Source organism: Pseudomonas sp. LBUM1655 (genome assembly GCF_059716085.1).
On record NZ_CP166801.1, the window covers coordinates 838,336 to 856,336 of the forward strand.

General features: G+C 58.6%; 19 protein-coding genes and 1 pseudogene. 13 read left to right on the forward strand and 7 right to left on the reverse strand.

What is annotated here, in order from left to right:
* Window positions 1-193 precede the first annotated feature (193 nt).
* Entirely contained in the window at window positions 194-958 is a 765-nt protein-coding gene (locus ACA074_RS03610; protein WP_497678457.1) for a sulfite exporter TauE/SafE family protein, read from the forward strand.
* On the opposite strand, the gene ACA074_RS03615 is transcribed toward ACA074_RS03610, so the two are convergent.
* A complete protein-coding gene (locus ACA074_RS03615; RefSeq protein WP_187676615.1) occupies window positions 948-1,262 on the reverse strand; it encodes a putative quinol monooxygenase in 315 nt (104 codons plus the stop codon). The genes ACA074_RS03610 and ACA074_RS03615 overlap by 11 nt on opposite strands.
* 182 nt (window positions 1,263-1,444) lie before the next feature.
* Between ACA074_RS03615 and mdaB the strand changes: the two genes are divergently transcribed.
* From mdaB to ACA074_RS03630, 3 genes are all read left to right on the forward strand, one after another.
* Window positions 1,445-2,035 carry an NADPH:quinone oxidoreductase MdaB gene (gene mdaB / locus ACA074_RS03620; RefSeq protein WP_401270458.1) on the forward strand — a complete coding sequence of 197 codons (591 nt, stop codon included), beginning with the start codon at window positions 1,445-1,447 and terminating at the stop codon, window positions 2,033-2,035.
* A gap of 191 nt (window positions 2,036-2,226) precedes the next feature.
* A complete protein-coding gene (locus tag ACA074_RS03625) occupies window positions 2,227-3,138 on the forward strand; it encodes a LysR substrate-binding domain-containing protein (RefSeq protein ID WP_187676617.1) in 912 nt (303 codons plus the stop codon).
* A 103-nt stretch (window positions 3,139-3,241) separates the two neighbouring features.
* The gene (locus ACA074_RS03630; protein ID WP_497678458.1) at window positions 3,242-4,135 is read left to right on the forward strand and encodes an NAD-dependent epimerase/dehydratase family protein; all 894 of its coding nucleotides are present in this window, start codon (window positions 3,242-3,244) and stop codon (window positions 4,133-4,135) included.
* 375 nt (window positions 4,136-4,510) lie between these two features.
* Here the strand turns inward: ACA074_RS03630 and ACA074_RS03635 are convergent, their stop codons facing one another.
* Entirely contained in the window at window positions 4,511-4,672 is a 162-nt protein-coding gene (locus tag ACA074_RS03635; protein ID WP_187676619.1) for a hypothetical protein, read from the reverse strand.
* Window positions 4,673-5,148: 476 nt separating this feature from the next.
* On the opposite strand from ACA074_RS03635, the gene ACA074_RS03640 reads away from it, so the two are divergent.
* The 4 genes from ACA074_RS03640 (at window position 5,149) to ACA074_RS03655 (ending at window position 9,320) form a co-directional block, all read left to right on the forward strand.
* Window positions 5,149-6,498: a GntP family permease gene (locus tag ACA074_RS03640; protein ID WP_401270467.1), complete on the forward strand. Its 1,350-nt coding sequence runs from the start codon at window positions 5,149-5,151 to the stop codon at window positions 6,496-6,498.
* A 15-nt stretch (window positions 6,499-6,513) separates the two neighbouring features.
* A complete protein-coding gene (locus tag ACA074_RS03645) occupies window positions 6,514-7,374 on the forward strand; it encodes a MurR/RpiR family transcriptional regulator (RefSeq protein WP_489881296.1) in 861 nt (286 codons plus the stop codon).
* Between the two features lies 1 nt (window position 7,375).
* Window positions 7,376-8,833, forward strand: a complete 1,458-nt coding sequence (locus ACA074_RS03650) for an N-acyl-D-amino-acid deacylase family protein (RefSeq protein WP_497678459.1) — start codon at window positions 7,376-7,378, stop codon at window positions 8,831-8,833.
* A 118-nt stretch (window positions 8,834-8,951) separates the two neighbouring features.
* Complete coding sequence (locus ACA074_RS03655) at window positions 8,952-9,320, forward strand: glyoxalase superfamily protein (protein WP_187676623.1); 369 nt, start codon at window positions 8,952-8,954, stop codon at window positions 9,318-9,320.
* A gap of 227 nt (window positions 9,321-9,547) precedes the next feature.
* Here the strand turns inward: ACA074_RS03655 and ACA074_RS03660 are convergent, their stop codons facing one another.
* Both ACA074_RS03660 and gliR read right to left on the reverse strand, forming a co-directional pair.
* Entirely contained in the window at window positions 9,548-9,913 is a 366-nt protein-coding gene (locus ACA074_RS03660) for a DUF6124 family protein (protein ID WP_187676624.1), read from the reverse strand.
* Window positions 9,914-10,328: 415 nt separating this feature from the next.
* A complete protein-coding gene (gliR, locus tag ACA074_RS03665; protein ID WP_497678460.1) occupies window positions 10,329-11,345 on the reverse strand; it encodes an AraC family transcriptional regulator GliR in 1,017 nt (338 codons plus the stop codon).
* A 193-nt stretch (window positions 11,346-11,538) separates the two neighbouring features.
* Here gliR and ACA074_RS03670 point away from each other — a divergent pair, with 193 nt between their 5' ends.
* The 3 genes from ACA074_RS03670 to ACA074_RS03680 all read left to right on the forward strand — a co-directional run bounded on the left by ACA074_RS03670 (window position 11,539) and on the right by ACA074_RS03680 (window position 12,773).
* Window positions 11,539-11,784, forward strand: coding sequence for a FitA-like ribbon-helix-helix domain-containing protein (locus tag ACA074_RS03670; protein ID WP_401270478.1), 246 nt, complete (start codon window positions 11,539-11,541; stop codon window positions 11,782-11,784).
* Entirely contained in the window at window positions 11,781-12,200 is a 420-nt protein-coding gene (locus ACA074_RS03675) for a type II toxin-antitoxin system VapC family toxin (RefSeq protein ID WP_497678461.1), read from the forward strand. Before ACA074_RS03670 ends, ACA074_RS03675 begins: the two co-directional genes overlap by 4 nt.
* Before the next feature lie 300 nt (window positions 12,201-12,500).
* The gene (locus ACA074_RS03680) at window positions 12,501-12,773 is read left to right on the forward strand and encodes an RNA recognition motif domain-containing protein (RefSeq protein WP_497616368.1); all 273 of its coding nucleotides are present in this window, start codon (window positions 12,501-12,503) and stop codon (window positions 12,771-12,773) included.
* Between the two features lie 80 nt (window positions 12,774-12,853).
* On the opposite strand, the gene ACA074_RS03685 is transcribed toward ACA074_RS03680, so the two are convergent.
* Both ACA074_RS03685 and ACA074_RS03690 read right to left on the reverse strand, forming a co-directional pair.
* Entirely contained in the window at window positions 12,854-13,717 is an 864-nt protein-coding gene (locus tag ACA074_RS03685; protein ID WP_401270513.1) for a methyl-accepting chemotaxis protein, read from the reverse strand.
* Window positions 13,712-14,773, reverse strand: a pseudogene (locus ACA074_RS03690) (methyl-accepting chemotaxis protein); the annotation flags it as partial. The pseudogene ACA074_RS03690 and the gene ACA074_RS03685, both read right to left, overlap by 6 nt.
* A 244-nt stretch (window positions 14,774-15,017) precedes the next feature.
* On the opposite strand from ACA074_RS03690, the gene pmrG reads away from it, so the two are divergent.
* Both pmrG and ACA074_RS03700 read left to right on the forward strand, forming a co-directional pair.
* Entirely contained in the window at window positions 15,018-15,689 is a 672-nt protein-coding gene (gene pmrG, locus ACA074_RS03695) for a lipopolysaccharide core heptose(II)-phosphate phosphatase PmrG (RefSeq protein ID WP_497678462.1), read from the forward strand.
* Window positions 15,686-16,525, forward strand: a complete 840-nt coding sequence (locus tag ACA074_RS03700) for a phosphatase PAP2 family protein (RefSeq protein WP_497678463.1) — start codon at window positions 15,686-15,688, stop codon at window positions 16,523-16,525. The genes pmrG and ACA074_RS03700 overlap by 4 nt, the downstream gene beginning before the upstream one ends.
* Here the strand turns inward: ACA074_RS03700 and ACA074_RS03705 are convergent.
* Window positions 16,507-17,946: an ArnT family glycosyltransferase gene (locus ACA074_RS03705; RefSeq protein WP_489881303.1), complete on the reverse strand. Its 1,440-nt coding sequence runs from the start codon at window positions 17,944-17,946 to the stop codon at window positions 16,507-16,509. The two genes, ACA074_RS03700 and ACA074_RS03705, sit on opposite strands and share 19 nt — an antisense overlap.
* Between the last annotated feature and the right edge of the window lie 55 nt (window positions 17,947-18,001).

Consider the following 18,001-nt stretch of genomic DNA (forward strand, 5'->3'; position numbering starts at 1 on the left):
GTGTCCGGGCTGGCCCCATCGCGAGCAGGCTCACTCCTACATTGGATCAGAGGCGAACACAGAACCTGTAGGAGTGAGCCTGCTCGGGATGAGGCCCGAAGCTTCAAAGAAAATGCCAGCCTCTTGTATGGGTAGAGGCAACCTCAGTATATGGCAGATTTTCAACCGCCCTCGACCGGCGCACATTAGCGCCATGAATACACTCGCAGATTTCTACCAAAACCTCGGTCTGGCCCTGTCGGTATTGGTGATCCTCACTTTCGTCCTGGCCGGCCTGGTCAAAGGCGTGATCGGCCTCGGCCTGCCCACCGTCGCCATGGGCCTGCTTGGTCTGGCTATGGCGCCGTCACAGGCTGCGGCGTTGCTGATCATTCCGGCCACACTGACCAATCTCTGGCAACTGGCATTCGGCGGTCACTTGAAAGGGCTGATCGAACGCTTGTGGCCCATGCTGTTGATGATCTTCCTCGGTACCGGCATCGGCACGTTGTGGATCGGCATGGCAGGTGGGCATTGGGTCGGCCGCGGACTCGGCGCGGCGCTGTTGCTATACGCGTTGAGCGGATTATTCCTGCCAACGCTGCACATCAAGCCGCGTCATGAACCGTGGCTCGGCCCGGTCTGCGGTGTCATCACTGGCGTCATCACGTCGGCCACCGGCGTATTTGTCATCCCGGCCGTGCCGTATATGCAGGCGCTCAATTTAAGTCGCGATGAACTGGTGCAGGCGCTTGGTTTGTCCTTCACCGTTTCGACCCTGGCACTGGCCGCCGGACTGCTCTGGCGCGGCGCCCTTGGCGGCGGCGAATTGAGTGCGTCGCTGTTGGCGTTTATCCCGGCGGTGCTTGGTATGTTGCTCGGCCAATGGCTGCGTCAGCGGATCAGCGCCGTGCTGTTCAAGCGCGTGTTCTTTATTGGTCTGGGCACGCTCGGCGCCCATTTGCTGATCAGCGGTTAGCCGAGGCTTCGCTGAGCATGTCGATCAGGCGAATATCGAAATCGCGCTCCAGATAGTCCATGCGCTGATCGTAAAACTGCTTCATGTGCGGCAGCGTCGAATGCACATCGAGATGCGCCTGTGATTCCCAGATCTCGTAAAAGATGAACAGCGTCGGATCTTCTTTATCGCGCAGCATGTGGTACTCGATACAGCCCGGCTCGGCGCGGCTTGGCTCAACGTAGGCACGGAACAGCGCCTCGAAAGCCTCGGCTTTTTCCGGGCGGGTCTTGGCGTGCAGGATGAAACCCAGACGTTCAGTCATCACAAACTCCTCAAATTCTGATGGCTGCGAATGCTACGGCAACAATCCGCAATGGATTCGTGCGTTTTACTCAAATGTATTTTGCGCAACCCTGGCTTATTCCGCGCGAGGCAGATCGTTAATCTGCCGCCATTCAATTTTCCCTTCTCCCTCCAGCCCAATGGCTGCGCCGAGGCTTTCTCATGAAAAAAGTTTTGTTGCTCAATGGCGGTAAAAAATTCGCCCACTCCGACGGTCGCTACAACGCCACCCTGCACGAAGCCGCGCTGAGCGTGCTGGATCGCGGCGGTCTCGACGTCAAGACCACCTTCATCGACGAGGGGTATGACGTCGCCGAAGAAGTGGCCAAATTCCTCTGGGCCGACGTGATCATTTATCAGATGCCGGGCTGGTGGATGGGCGCGCCGTGGACGGTGAAAAAGTACCTCGACGAAGTCTTCACCGAAGGCCACGGCAGCCTCTACGCCAGCGATGGCCGCACCCGTTCCGATGCGTCGCAGAAGTACGGCAGCGGCGGCCTGATTCAGGGCAAGCAATACATGCTGTCGCTGACCTGGAACGCGCCGCAGCAAGCCTTCGATGACCCGACCGATTTCTTCGAAGCCAAAGGCGTCGACGCCGTGTACTTCCCGTTTCACAAGGCCAACGAGTTTTTAGGCATGACTGCTTTGCCGACGTTCCTCTGCGTAGACGTGATGAAACGCCCGAACATCGAAAACGATGTGGCGCGGTATGAGCAGCACCTGAAAGAGGTGTTCGCTCTCAAGGCTTGAGGTGCTTTCCTCTGGCAAATGGATTTATCTGTGGTGAGGGGATTTATCCCCGATGGGTCGCACAGCGGCCCCGCTCTTGATCCTGATAAAGAAGGGGACTGCTGCGCAGTCCATCGGGGATAAATCCCCTCGCCACAAAGGTGTTCTCTCTCCACAATGAATTTGTGCCGACGATCAATTAAGGGACACCCGTGAAAGCCAGATCCGATGAGTTGCAGATTTTCGTCTGCGTGATCGAATGCGGTTCGATTTCCGCCGCCGCCGAGCAGGTCGGGCAGACGCCATCGGCTGTCAGCCGGACGTTGTCGCGGCTGGAGGCCAAGCTCGACACCACGCTGATCAACCGCACCACGCGGCGTATGGATCTGACCGAGGAGGGCAAGTATTTCTTCGAGCAGGCCAAGCTGATTCTCGATCAGATGGATCAACTCGAAGAACGGCTGTCCTCACGCCAGCAAACCCCGTCCGGACGCCTGCGGATCAACGCCGCGTCGCCGTTCATGCTTCATGCGGTCGTGCCGTATATCGACGAATTCCGCCGGCTCTACCCGGACATCCAGCTCGAACTCAACAGCAATGACCTGATCATTGATCTGCTGGAACAAAGCACCGACGTCGCCATCCGCATCGGCACCCTGGCTGATTCGACGCTGCACGCGCGTTCGCTCGGTTGCAGTCCGCTGCTGATCGTCGCCAGTCCCGCGTATCTGGAAAAACATGGCGCGCCGCAACAAGTGGCGGACTTGAGCGAACACACCTTGCTCGGCTTCACCCAGAACGAAGGCCTCAACCAATGGCCGCTGCGTTACGTGCACGGTGACCGTTGGCCGATCACCCCGGCGATCAGCGCCTCCAGCGGCGAGACCGTGCGGCACCTGGCGTTGGAGGGGCAGGGCATCGCGTGCCTGTCGCACTTCATGACGATTGAGGACATCCGCGCCGGGCGTTTGAAAGTGGTGCTGGCGGAATTCAACAGCGGCTATCGCCAGCCGATCAACGCCGTGTACTACCGTAACTCACAACTGGCGCTGCGCATTCAGTGCTTCCTCGACTTCATCCAGAGCAAACTCGCTGCCTACGCCAGCGCCGATTTCAAGGGCTGATTCGTGACCTCTGCGCAAGAGTGAATTGGGCGAGGACGGGTTTTTCCACAGGGCTCGTCGGTCGATACTCGTCCCATCACTTATTCACGCAGGGAGTTTCTCCATGAACGTATTTGTTACCGGCGCTGCCGGTTTTATCGGCGGCTCCATCGCCACCGGTCTGGTTCAGGCCGGGCATAACGTCACTGGCTTGGTGCGTAGCACTGAGCAGGCTGATGAACTGAAAGCTCTGGGCATCACTCCGGTGATCGGCACCCTCGACGACAAAACGCTGCTCGCCGAACAGGCCCGCGCCGCCGACGCGGTGATCAACGCCGCCAGCAGCGACCATCGCGGCGCGGTCGAAGCCTTGCTCGACGCCTTGCGCGGTTCCAACAAAGTATTCCTGCACACCAGCGGTTCGAGCATCGTCGGCGATGCGTCGGGCGGTAAGTCCAGCGACGTCATCTACTACGAAGACAACCTGCCGGAACCGACCGTCGACAAAGCCGCCCGCGTGGCGATCGACAACCTGATCCTCGCAGCGGCAAACGACGGCGTGAACTCGGCGGTGATCTGCAACACCCTGATCTACGGCCACAGCCTGGGCGTCAACCGCGACAGCGTGCAGTTGCCGCGCTTGCTTAAACAAGCACGCAAAAGCGGCGTGGTGCGCCATGTCGGCACGGGTCAGAACATCTGGTCCAACGTACACATCGAAGATGTTGTTGCGCTGTACCTGCTGGCGCTGACCAAAAACGTCCCGGGCACGTTCTACTTCGTTGAAAGCGGCGAAGCGTCGTTCATCGACATGACCACTGCCATGGCGCAAGCGCTGAGTCTGGACCAGCCACAAGACTGGCCACTGAAAGACGCCGAAGCCGAATGGGGCTACGAAATGGCCAACTACGGCCTCGGCTCCAACAGCCGTGTACGTGGCAAACATGCCCGCGAATTGCTGGGCTGGGCGCCGAAGAGTACGTCGGTGGTTGAATGGATTCGTAACGAAATGGTGTGATGGGCGTTTAAGCCCCGCCGGGCTTCGCCTTCAACCTTTAGAACGGCTGCCATCGGGCAGCCGTTTTTATTTCAGGCTTTGCTCTTGCGTGACGCCAGACCTATGGTGCTCTGAAAATTGCCGGTTCAGCAGGTACAAGGATGATTAACCGTTACGACGCAGAAGGGGCACAGAGCAGCTTTCAGCCAGGCTCTAATGAGCAAGTGCTGAGCAATAAACTGGGAATTACAAGGCCGTGCAGGCAGGTTACGTACCGCTGGACTACAGCAGTTGGGAACGAAATAAAGAGGCTTATTTTTCTGCGATCCACCAAGGTCTGAACTGCAACTACGAACCTATGGAGTATTGGGTAAGACAGGCGTTGTGGACTTGACGTTACTTGGCCAGGGATAGGTGCAGGAACTTGCTGGATTTGACTTTGAGCTTGTGTTCAATCGCCTCGACACTCTCACCTGTCTCGATGGCTGTTGAGCTCGCGATTGCACGGATCAGCGTTTCGGCAGTGATTTTTTTTCTGGTGCGGCGCGCAGTTGTCATGTCGCAGGCTCGATAGAGAACGTCAGGCGAGTATAGCGCTTGCCTCAATTTTCCGAATACCCCTTAAACCTGTGGGAGCTGCCTTGCCAGCGACAGCGGTCGACCAGTCAGCATCTATGTTGAACGTGCCGCCGCCATCGCTGGCAAGCCAGCTCCCACAGGTGTCTGCATTCTGGTTGAAGGAATGCGAACAATTGTGGGAGCGAGCCTGCTCGCGAAAGCGGTGCTTCAGTCGACAGAAATGTTGATGTGAGACCATCTTCGCGAGCAGGCTCGCTCCCACCTTGGTTTCTCGTCTACCGGAAAGTGATGTAAATCCCGCCCCTCGATTTTCATTAATCGCGACACGGCATATCTCTTAGCGACACACCTTATCTCTCCACGAAAATTACTTTCATGTGGTTTGAAAACTCGATCTCGAAATGATTTATGAGTTTCACAACCCATTCGAACGTGACCCTTTCGAGGAGTACCGCATGACGCCTTCCTTCGGCTATTGGCTGCTGGTCTATGCCGCCGTCGCCATCATCGCTTTGATCGTGCTGATCGCCCGTTACCGGCTCAATCCGTTCATTGTTATCACCCTGATTTCCATCGGTCTGGCGCTGGTGGCGGGCATGCCGCCATCCGGTGTGGTGGGCGCGTATGAGGCCGGGGTGGGCAAGACGCTGGGGCACATTGCGCTGGTGGTGGCGCTGGGGACGATGCTCGGCAAGATGATGGCCGAGTCCGGCGGTGCCGAGCAGATGGCGCGCACGTTGATCGACAAATTCGGCGAGAAAAACGCGCACTGGGCGATGGTCTGCATCGCGTTTCTGGTGGGGCTGCCGCTGTTCTTCGAAGTCGGTTTCGTGTTGCTGGTGCCGATTGCCTTCACCGTGGCGCGGCGGGTCGGCGTGTCGATTCTGATGGTCGGCCTGCCGATGGTTGCAGGCTTGTCGGTGGTGCACGCGCTGGTGCCGCCGCACCCGGCGGCGATGCTCGCGGTGCAGGTCTATCAGGCGTCGGTCGGGCAGACGCTGCTGTATGCGATTGCCATCGGCATTCCGACGGCGATTATCGCCGGTCCCCTGTACGCCAAATTCATCGTCCCGCGTATTCAGTTGCCGGCGGATAACCCGCTGGAGAAACAATTTCTCGACCGTGAACCGCGCGACAAACTGCCGGGTTTCGGCATCACCATGGCGACCATTCTGTTGCCCGTGGTGTTGATGCTGATTGGCGGTTGGGCCAACCTGATTTCCACGCCGGGCAGCGGTTTCAATCAATTCCTGTTGTTCATCGGCAACTCGGTGATTGCGCTGTTGCTGGCAACGTTACTGAGCTTCTGGACGCTGGGGATTGCCCAGGGTTTCAACCGCGAATCGATCCTCAAATTCACCAATGAATGCCTGGCGCCCACCGCCAGCATCACCTTGTTGGTCGGCGCCGGCGGCGGCTTGAACCGGATTCTGGTGGACGCAGGCGTGACCGATCAGATTGTCGGCCTCGCCCACGAATTCCACCTGTCGCCGCTGATCATGGGCTGGCTGTTTGCGGCGCTGATGCGCGTTGCCACTGGCTCGGCAACCGTGGCGATGACCACCGCGTCTGGCGTGGTCGCGCCCGTCGCCATCGGTCTGGGTTATCCACACCCCGAGCTGTTGGTGCTGGCGACCGGCGCCGGGTCGGTTATCTTTTCACACGTCAACGACGGCGGCTTCTGGTTGATCAAGGAATACTTCAACATGACGGTCGCGCAGACGTTCAAGACCTGGACCGTGCTCGAGACGTTGATCTCGCTGGTCGCTTTCGGTCTGACCGTCGGCCTTTCCTACCTGCTGTAACCGGAGCCCGCCGCCATGGACATCCTCTACCAGATCCGCGCCCGCCAGGATTCCTTCAGCGCCGGCGAAGGCCGCATCGCCCGACTGATGCTCGACGACGTTGGCTTTGCCGCCTCCGCCAGCCTCGAAGATCTGGCGCAACGGGCCGAAGTCAGCACCGCCACACTGTCGCGATTTGCCCGCACCGTCGGCTGTCGTGACCTGCGCGATCTGCGCCTGCAACTGGCCCAGGCCAGCGGCGTCGGCAGTCGCTTTCTAGACCCGGCGGGCACGCCTGAGCAGTCGGCGTTTTACGGGCAGATTGTCGGCGATATCGAAACCACACTGCGTCAGCATCTCGCTGGATTCGACGAATCACGCTTCGCCGACGCGGTGAAATTGCTCGGCCAGGCGCGGATGATTCACGCGTTTGGCATGGGCGGTTGCTCGACCCTGTGCAGTGATGAATTGCAGGTGCGGCTGGTGCGCCTCGGCTACCCGATTGCGGTGTGTCACGACGCGGTGATGATGCGCGTCACCGCTGCCAGCCTGAACGCCGAGCAAGTATTGATCGTCTGCTCGCTGACCGGGATCACCCCCGAACTGCTGGAGACCGTCGAGCTGGCGCGCAACTACGGCGCCCGCATCCTCGCCATCACCCGCGCCGACTCGCCACTGGCCGAACTGGCCGACATCGTCCTGCCGCTGCAAGGCGCAGAAACCTCGTTCATCTACAAGCCGACGGCGGCGCGCTACGGCATGTTGCTCGCCATCGACGTGCTCGCCACCGAGTTGGCGCTGGTCAATCCTGAAGACAATCAAGAGCGTCTGCGGCGGATCAAACTCGCCCTCGACGAATACCGTGGCGGCGACGATCACCTGCCACTGGGAGACTGACATGCAGTACGACACGCTGATTCGCAATGCCCTGATCATCGACGGCAGCAACACGCCCGGTTACCGCGCCGACGTGGCGATTCTCAATGGTCGCATCGAGCGAATCGGCGACTTGCACGACGCCACCGCCAGCGAACAAATCGACGCCGCCGGCCGCGTGCTGGCGCCGGGTTTTATCGACGTACACACCCATGACGACACCGTGGTCATCCGCCAACCCGAGATGCTGCCCAAGCTCAGCCAAGGCGTGACCACGGTGATTGTCGGCAACTGCGGAATCAGCGCCTCACCGGTCAGTTTGAAAGGCAATCCGCCGGACCCGATGAACCTGCTCGGCACTGCCGCAGCGTTCGTTTATCCACGCTTCAGCGATTACCGCGCGGCGGTCGAAGCGGCCAATACCACGTTGAACGTGGCCGCGTTGATTGGGCACACAGCACTGCGCAGCAATCACCTCGACGATTTGTTCCGCACCGCAACGGCGGAAGAAATCAGCGCCATGCGCGAGCAGTTACGCGAAAGCCTTGAGGCCGGTGCGCTTGGGTTATCCACAGGTCTGGCCTACGCCAGCGCCTACAACGCTTCCACCGATGAAGTCATGCAACTGACCGAAGAGCTCACGGCATTCGGCGCGGTTTACACGACCCACCTACGCAGCGAATTTGCACCAGTGCTGGAGGCAATGGACGAGGCGTTTCGCATCGGAAAACACGCACAGTCACCGGTGATCATTTCCCACCTCAAGTGTGCCGGAGTCGGTAACTGGGGGCGCAGTCCGCAGCTATTGGCATCCCTTGAAGAAGCGGCGAAAACCCATCCGGTCGGCTGCGACTGCTATCCGTATGCAGCGAGTTCATCGACGCTGGATCTGAAGCAAGTCACCGACGCCCACCGCATCACCATCACTTGGTCGACGCCGCACCCGGAAGTCAGCGGCCGCGACCTGATCGATATCGCCGCCGAATGGAACCTGCCGCTGCTCGACGCCGCCAAACGCCTGCAACCGGCGGGTGCGGTGTATTACGGCATGGACGAGGCCGATGTAAGAAGAATCCTCGCGCATCCGTTGTCGATGGTCGGCTCTGACGGACTACCGGAAGACCCGTTCCCGCATCCACGTTTGTGGGGCGCTTTCCCACGGGTGCTCGGACATTTCAGTCGCGACGTCGGGCTGTTTCCGCTGCACACCGCCGTGCACAAGATGACCGGTCTGTCGGCCGCGCGATTCGGGCTGAAGGAAAGGGGTGAGATTCGTGAAGGACATTGGGCGGATCTGGTGTTGTTTGATCCGGCGACGGTGCGTGATGTGGCGGATTTCAATGACCCGCAACGCGCGGCACAGGGCATCGACGGCGTTTGGGTCAACGGCGTTTTGAGTTATCGCGACGGAAAGGCAAATGGCCGAAGGGAAGGGCGTTTTCTTGCGCGGGAGGGCGATTTGCGTGACGGCTTTTGTTGAAGTTTCGCGCAGTGCGTCACAGTGGTGGCACATTGCGATTAAAGAAAGCCATCAACAAGCCGAATTGCTGACATCAAGCCCAGCTAAACTCTTGGGCCAACCAGTCAGGGAGCACCCCATGAGCTTCGGCAAAACCACCCCGATCCTGCGGATTTTCGATGAAGCCAAAGCCGTAGAATTCTACGTCGACTTCCTCGGGTTCAAGATCGACTGGCAGCATCGTTTCGAAGCGAACTACCCGTTGTATCTGCAGGTGTCGCGGGGTGAGTGTGTGTTGCATCTTTCCGAGCACCATGGTGATGCGACGCCGGGGTCGGCATTGCGGATTGAGACCGATGAGCTGGAGGCGTTTCAGCAGCAATTGGTGGCCAAGGACTACAAGTTCTCGCACCCGCAAATTCAGGCGATGCCATGGGGCAGCCAGGACATGACCATTGCTGATCCGTTTGGCAATCGGTTGGTGTTTACCAATGCGATCAGCGTCTGAGCTGGAAAAACCCCTCACCCTAGCCCTCTCCCGGAGGGAGAGGGGACTGATTGGGGGATGCTTGAGAAGTACGCCGACCTGAAAGTGATTGACCGAATCCATAATCGACCGGGGCGTTCAGGTCGATGTACAGCGCAAGACACCTCGGTCGGCCCCCTCTCCCTCCGGGAGAGGGCTGAGGTGAGGGCCGCTGCCAAACCCGTTCTGCCTGACAGCGGGTTTTTTCGTTACTCGGTCGGCACTAACTTATCCAGCACTCGATTGACCGCCAACTCGGCCAGCATCACCACCTGAGCGATGCCTTGCAGGGTCTTGCGGTGCGTGCCTTCAACCATTGCCACATGGTTGTGCAGCAACACGATGGCCGAGCCGAGGGTTTCACTGGCGTCCGCGATCAGGGATTCGGTGTTGGCCTCGGGGTGTGCCATGTACAGGGCGTTGGGTTTGTAGGGCGCAGCCATGATGGCGGCGGTCGGTGGGCCGAGATAGTGGTCGAGGGCACGTTCGGCGGCGTCGTGGAATTTCTTTGAATCGGGCGATTCGTAAGGAGAGCCCGGGTCGGTGACCGGCGGGTTAGGCGTTGGTTTGAACATAAGCTGTGTTCCCTTCATTGAGCCCCAACCCTTTGCTACTAAACGAAGGGGTGGCAGCTGTACGCAGGTTAGTAGACCGGGGAACTCAGCTTAAGCCGGCGCGCCGAAGCGCCCTACGTACAGCCACCATAAAACTCAGGTACGTAAGCACCTGTGATGAATGTACGACCAAGCGAATTACCTCGGGCTACTAAACCCGATCACTGGAAATCAGTGACGGACTCAAGTTACCGATGGGCTCCGGGGCGCACAAGCCGGCGGATTCTGGCGTAGGCGTAGGCAGCGGCGCAAGGATTTGTAGGCTTTCGGGCGTAACACTGAGTGTCTTTAAACGGCTAGGGTGGAATGGGTTTATTGCGCTACAGAGATTGAGGATTTGCCTGTCGGAGTTCGGGCGGCGATGAGGCCCGCACAGTCACCCTCGATGCATTTGCCGAAACTCGCCGGGCGGCATCCCGCGCCGACTCTTGAATGTGCGATGAAACGAGCGCGGTTCGGTAAACCCCAGATACTGCGCAATGTCCTGGATGGGCAGGTTGCTGTTGAGCAAGTAATGCTCAGCCAGTTCCTGACGCAGATCGTCAAGAATCTGCTGATACGACGTCCCCGCCTGCTGCAACTGACGCTGCAACGTACGCACTGACACTTTGAGCTGCCCGGCCACTTGCTCCTTGCGCGGCAAACCCTCCTTGAGCAATTGACGCAGAATGTTTTTCACCCGCTGCGCAAGCGACGCGTCCTCCAGCGTCGCCATCAACCCCATGGCATGCTCCTCCAGCGTGCGCAGCAATTGCGCATCGGCCTGGCGCAACGGCAATTGCAGATACGCCATCGGCACAATTAATGCCGAATAGGGCTGATCGAACAAAACCGGACAACCGAAAAACGCTTCGTACTGCGTCAACGTCGTCTCGGCCGGGCGCGAATGTTCCAGCCAGACAGCGGCAGGCGACACCTGCGTATCAGCAATCCAGCGCGCATAGTACAGCCACGAACCGAGCACGTTTTCCACCAGATGCCGGCGAATCCGTGGGCGCTGATAACGGCAGCTCCAGATCAGATGCACATGGCCGTCCTGCACCTCGGCGCGACTCACGCCCATGTCGCCCACCAGTTTTTCGAACGGCATGATCCGGCTCATGGCATCGCCCAGCGTCGCGCAGTTCATGGTGATGTAACCCAACACCCTCCAGGAATTGGGCAACACAAATTTCGCCGCGTTAAGCCCGAACAACGGATCACCCGAGTGTTCGCAGAAATAATCGAGCAACTTTTCATGCGCCTCACCCGGCAAACGCAGGGTGTTGTCACTCAACTGCTGCGGCTGCAACCCGGCCGCCGCTAAGGCCGGCTCAATGGCCATGCCCAAATACTCGGCGTGGCGCAGGTATTTGAGCAGCGGCGGAACAGAGGTGAAGCCGAGCGATTGCATGATCGTCATTCCTGGATCAAGGCGCGCGTGAGCGGATGAGTGCCTTGAAAGGTAGTTGCAAACCATGGCTGAAGTAAATTCCCAGCGTGGAATGCGGTGAGGCTGCTATGCGCCGCCGGGAAGATTGCCGGATTTGAGCATGATGGGATGTGCTAGCCTGCAATCAATGATTTCATTGATTGCAGGGGGCGTTATGGCCAGCATCACGATTCGAAACCTCGACGAGAAGCTCAAGGAACAGTTGCGCATCACCGCTGCTCATAACGGGCACTCCATGGAAGAAGAGGCTCGCCTGATTCTCGGCAGAGCCTTGGCGACGGTTGATCGCGCCGGTGGACTTGGCAGCCGGATACGCAACAGATTCAGCGATGTGGACGCAGTGGAGCTGGAACTACCAAAGCGTTCAGAGAAAGCCACCGGGGTGGATTTTTCTGAATGATAGTGCTCGATACCAATGTTCTTTCAGAGTTTATGCGAGCCGAGCCTGCAGCTCGGGTGCTTGATTGGGTGGATGCGCAGCCAGCGATGGATCTGGCAATCAGCGCCGTCACCGTGGCAGAAATCCTCCACGGCATCGCACGCCTGCCCTCTGGCAAGCGCAAACAAAAACTTGAGGCGCATGCCATGGCCATGTTCGAAGAGGACTTCTCCGGGCGCATTTTGCCGTTCGATGCTCACGCCGCCGTCGAATACGCGACACTGGTTGCTGATTGCGAAGCTAAGGGCCGCGCGGTGTCGATGGCTGATGCGCAAATAGCCGCCATCTGCCGAGCGCATGGCGCATCGATTGCCACTCGTAATGTGAAGGATTTTGAGTTTTCCGCAATTGAGGTGATCAATCCTTGGCAAGCCTGAAGCACTCTTGCACCTGCGACATTTTGCAGAATGGGTGGCTGAGCGGAATTATGAGCGCGAAACCGAAACTGTTTTGATTTATGGCTTAGCCATGCCAATTGCTTGGCGCCGCCTAATTAATGCCTTACCCAGTGCGGTCGATTTCCACTGGCTGAAACAAAAAATAATTTATATCTGGCGGGACTGGTGCCTAGTTCGAAATGTTCTAAAAAACTAGTATTTTTTACAGGTCTCAAATTCTTTTGAAGTAGTTAGGTTTGGATTGCAGGAAATCTACCTATATTTCAAGAGGTGCAGGTTATGGCTGTGAAACCGATTGGACCGAAAACGAAGATTTTTGTAGGCGGGCTTTCGCATATGACTACAGATGAGTCACTAAGAGCTAAGTTCGAAGTGTATGGGGTAGTTACAGACGCAAGGGTAGTTCTCGGTAGGGATACGGGGCGGCCTACAGGATTCGGCTTTGTTATTTATAATGATCAATTAGATGCGCAAAGTGCTGTTGATGGTCTGGGTGGAACGGAGTTTGAAGGTGGAACCATAATGATTAGAGACCTCACTGAAGAGGGATAAGTTTTCAAACGCTGGAGCTTATTAACTACAAAGCCTTTGTTCTCAAAGGCTTTGTAGTTGATGTTTACCAGGTGACTGAATCAGACGCGGAAGTGGCTCACCATCTGCTGCAACTGACCACCCAACCGCGCCAGTTCAACACTGGACGCTGCGGTTTCATCGCTGGCGGCGGCGGTCTGTTCAGACACGTCGCGCACGTTGATGATGCTGCGGCTGATCTCTTCGGCCACGGCGCTTTGCTGTTCGGCAGCGGCGGCGATCTGCTGGTTCATCGACTGGATGTTCGACACCGTGCGAGTGATGTTTTCCAGGGAGACGCCGGCCTTGCGGGTCAGGGCGACGCTGCTGTCGGTCAGGGCGCGGCTGTTGTTCATCACGGCCGAGACTTGCTGGGTGCCGTTTTGCAGACCGGCGACCAGGCCTTCGATTTCTTCGGTGGATTTCTGGGTACGCTGGGCCAGGCCACGGACTTCGTCGGCGACCACGGCAAAACCACGACCGGCTTCACCGGCACGCGCCGCTTCAATGGCCGCGTTGAGCGCGAGCAGGTTGGTCTGTTCAGCAACAGCCTTGATCACGTCCATGACGCTGCCGATCTTGTCGCTTTCCTGTTGCAGCACGCTCATGGCTTCGGTGGAACGCGCCACTTCGCTGGCCAGACGCTCGATCTGGGCAATGGCTTCATTCACAACCTTGTCGCCTTCACGGGCTTCGCCGTCAGCGGCCGCTGCGGCTTGCGAGGCTTCTTCGGCGTTGCGCGCGACTTCCTGCACGGTGGCGGTCATCTCGTGCATGGCGGTGGCGACCTGATCGGTCTCGACCTTCTGGCTGTTCACGCCGGCACTGGTCTGTTCGGTCACGGCCGACAGTTCTTCAGCCGCGCTGGCGATCTGGGTGACGCCGTCGCGGATGCCGCTGATCAAGTCGCGCAGGGTCACGCCCATGCGGGCGATGCCTTGTTGCAGCACGCCGAGTTCGTCGCGGCGGGTGACGACCACGTTCTGCGACAGGTCGCCGCTGGCGATGCGCTCGACCACGGCCAGGGTTTCTTGCAGCGGACGGGTGATCTGACGGGTGATGATCACGGCGGCAATCACACCGACCAGCAGGGCCAGCAGGGTGCTGATCAACTGGAAGGTGCGCGCCTGGGCGCTTTCGATGTCACGACGGTCAAGCTGGATCTGGTACAGCTGCTCGCTCAGGCTCACGATGGTGGTGCCCTGATCGGTCATTTCCTTACGTGCCTGCACGGCTTCGCTGTTGGCGTTTTTGTACGCCATCAATGCGCTGCGATAGTTGGTCAATGCCGTTTCCAACTGACGCAGAGCGTCTTGCTGGGTATCGGCGAAGCGCACGTTCAGTTGCTTGAGGCTGGCGATTGCCACGTCGATCTGGCCGATGGCTTTCTGCTCGGTTTCGGCATTGGTGCTGGCGGTGTAGCCGCGCACTTCATAGCGCGCGAGGATGAATGCTTCCTTGGCGGCGGTGATGGCCTGGAACTGTTCGAAACGCTGCTCGCTCAAGTCCATCTGCTGGACGCGCTTGCTGATCGACTCGATCAGGTTGTAAGCGGCGTCGGCGTTGGTACCCATGACGTCGCGGGCGCTGTTACCGGTGCGGTAGGCGTTGCGCATTTTGTTCAGGGACGTCTGGTACTCGGCGATGGTCGCCGCCTGCGCCTTGAGCAGTTTGACGTTTTCCGGGCTCTTGAATTTGCTGATCAGCGCCTGCTGCTGTGCGGCGAAGCTTTCAAGGGTGGTCTGCACATTCTGCGCGGCGGTTTCGTCGCCGTTGGTCAGCATGTATTGCAGGCGCACCACGCGCAGTTTGGTCAGGCCAGAGTTCAACTGGGTGATGTCGCTCATCCAGTTGCTGCGGTCAATCAGGCCGCCCAGGCTCGTCCAGCCGGTCAGGGCCAGGACGCAGGTCAGTGCCAGGACAAGGCCGAAGCCCAGCCCCAATTTCATGTTCACGCTGATGTTGCCGAACCAGCTATTCATCACAATTCCTCCAGGAACGTTGTGCTTCTTGATCGTCGGTCAGGCTGGAAGATTGTTGTTTTTTTGAGCCAGCAAGGGTGTTAGCAGGTTTGTATCGGCCGCAAACCCGAGAGCTGAAAGGATTTTGTCCGACAGAATTTGTAACAAGCTCATCCCAAGATTTTTTTCACAAGGGTTTCACCGGCTGCCTACGCGGGCATCGGTAGCTTCGCCGCATCGAATGACAAGTGATGGCGGCTTTTCTGTGGAATTGAGACTGAGTCTGTTCGGCGTGAACCACTCGATTGATCTGAGCGGTCTGGCGCGCTTTCGCAACACCTGGGTGGTGCTCGCAGCATCGATACTGGTGCTGCCGCTGACCTTATGGCTGCTGGCTCCGGCGGCGGTACCGGATCTGGCCCACGGCAATGTCGCCGGTGCGCAGGCGTTGGCGGCAGGGTGGGTCAAGGGTGACATGATCGTGCTGGTGCGCCATGTCGAGCGTTGCGATCACTCCAAGGCTGCGTGCCTGAGCGGCCATGACGGCATCACCGACCGCTCGCGCAGTGTCGCGGTAGCCGTTGGCGCGCAGTTCGAGCATTTGGGCCTGAACAACGCCGACATCTATAACAGCCCGGTAATGCGTACCGTGCAAACCGCCGGTTACATGTTCAACCATGCCGCCAGCGGCGAAGACTGGCTGATCAACTGCAAGGGCCGCATGTTGCAGGACGCACTCGCCCACAAGATCCCCGGTCGCAACCTGATTCTGGTGACCCACAGTGAATGCATGGCACAACTGGAAAAAGATCTGAAAGTACCGACGTCCAATCTGGGTTATGGCGCTTCACTGTTTGTTTCCGCTGCCAGCCCGGCGGCTCCAAAAATGCTCGGCTTTATTGAAGCCTCCGACTGGCGCACGGTGACCATCCGATGAAATCACGTTTTTACGCTTACAACTTCGGTATCCCGCTGGTCTGCGCGGCGCTGGTGTTCCTGATGTTCGACATGACCAAGATCGATATCGCCTTCAGCAATCTGCTATTCGATCCGCTGACCCAGAGCTTCCCGCTCGACAAGATTCACTTCTTTGAAAAGCTCACCCACAAGTGGGCGCGGATCATTCCGAACTGGACTGCCGAAATTGCCCTCATCGGCGCGATGCTGTCGATGGTCTGGCCGTTGGTCAATCCACAGAAACGCCCGCGACTCGGCGCGTTTCTGGAGCGCAGTAAAGTCGCGCCAGTGCTGCGATTTACCGCTGATCATCGTAGGGATTTTCTGTTTGTTGTCGTTGCTTTCGCGGTGTGTACCGGGGTGATCCATTTCCTCAAATCCCACACCAGCGTTTACTGCCCGATCGAGACAACGTTGTATGGCGGCAAAATGGCCCACATCGAGTGGTACAGCAATTTCCAGTTGTTCCACGAAGCGGGTAGCGGCCGCTGCTGGCCGGGCGGACACGCGTCCGGCGGTTTCACCATGCTGGCGTTGTATTTCGTGGGGCGCCGTTACCAGTGGCGTTTTTCCAGTGCATTGTTGTGGGGCTCGTTGTTGCTCGGTTTCGTCTACGGCACGACGCGGGTTCTGCAGGGGTGGCACTACATGTCCCACACGTTCTGGGCCGGAATCTTTGTGTGGCTGGCATGTTTGCTGACGGCGCTGGCGTTTTATGGGCGGGCACGGTTGCAGGTACCGGTGTTGCACAAGCCTCAGCCGCCTGATTACGCCGCCAAGCCGCTATCTGATGGGCTTCAGTCGCTGACGAAGTAATACGCCTGGCGCCCGACCATCAGGGTCTTGAGCACTTTGAGCGGTGCGGCGGGAATGCTGTCACCGGCCATCACCACTACGTTCGCAGGCGCGGCCGCGAGAAACTCCCTCAGTTGCGCGTCGGTGTCCAAGCCCCTTAGCACCTGTTGGGTGTAGAAAACGCTGGCGCCGCCGACCCGTTCATTGGCTTGAAACAATGCGACCTGATGCCCTTCGGCTTGCAGCGTCTGAATGTGTTCGGTCAGCGGCAGGAACGACAGTTTTTTATCGGCATGGGGCAGCGCCCACTGCGCGGCGGCGAGATAACTGGCGATCACAAGGGTCAGTACACCGGCGCCCAGTGCCTGACGATGACGGGCGATTCTTCCGATAAATCGTTTGGTGCTTTCGTACTCTTTCAATCGCTCGAACAACACGCCCGCATACTCCGCAGCGATCACAGCCGCCGCCGGTGTCATCGACATCAGGTACACCGTGCGCTTGCTTGAGGCCAGGGTGAGCATGATGAATTGCGCAATTATCCACAGGCTGAAAAACAGCAGGTAACGATTGGTCTTCAACTGTTTACGGAAATGCCACAGCCCCAGGTACACCAGAACGTTCCACGGCAGGAACGCTTCGGGCAGTTTGGCCAGGTAGTAATAGAAAGGCTCATAGTGCCCGGCCTCGACGAACGATCCGCTGAAGCGACCGACGCTGTTGGTCAGCAACACTTCTTTTACCGCTTGCGCACCGCCGTGTTGATAAAGAACGACGAGCCAGATCAGCAGTGGAATCAGCCCTGCCAAGGTGAGCAATCCCGGGCGCAGCCAGTCGCCGATCTTCAGACGTCTGTCGATCAGGTTATCGGCCAGCAGATAAGCAAAAATCACCACCCCCGGCATGGCCAGTCCCAGCACACCTTTGCTCAAGGTGGCGATGGCAATCCCGACGACAAACAGCAGCGAATTGCCCGCAGTTGATGCGCGTTGCGCCTGGAAAAACGCCAGCAGCGCTGCCGTCACGCCGAGCGCCAGCAGCGCGTCCTCGCCAACCCCACGCACGTTGCTCCAGTAACTGGCCATCGTCGCCAGCAGAATCCCGGCCGTCCACGCGATGGCTTTCGGCCGTTCAAAGCGGCGCAGCATGCCGTACAGCAACATTACGCTGACCAACCCGGCCACCGCCGACGCCAGCCGCACCGCCCACGGCGAAACGCCGAATACGCGCATCGCGCCGGCATCCAGCCACAAACTCAGCGGCGGTTTCTCTAGAAATGGCTCACCGAACAGACGGGGCGTCACCCAGTCATTGTCCAGATGCATCTCCATGGCGATCCCGGCGACGCGGGCTTCGGTGGAACCTTGCAATTGATGGTTGCCCAGCGCGAAGAAAAACAGCAGGGCAGCAAGTAGAAACAGCGAAGTGGCGGCACGCGACATGGGTTTCAGGCAACCGGAAGGGGCGGGAGGCCTGAGCATAAATCGCCATTGCTGA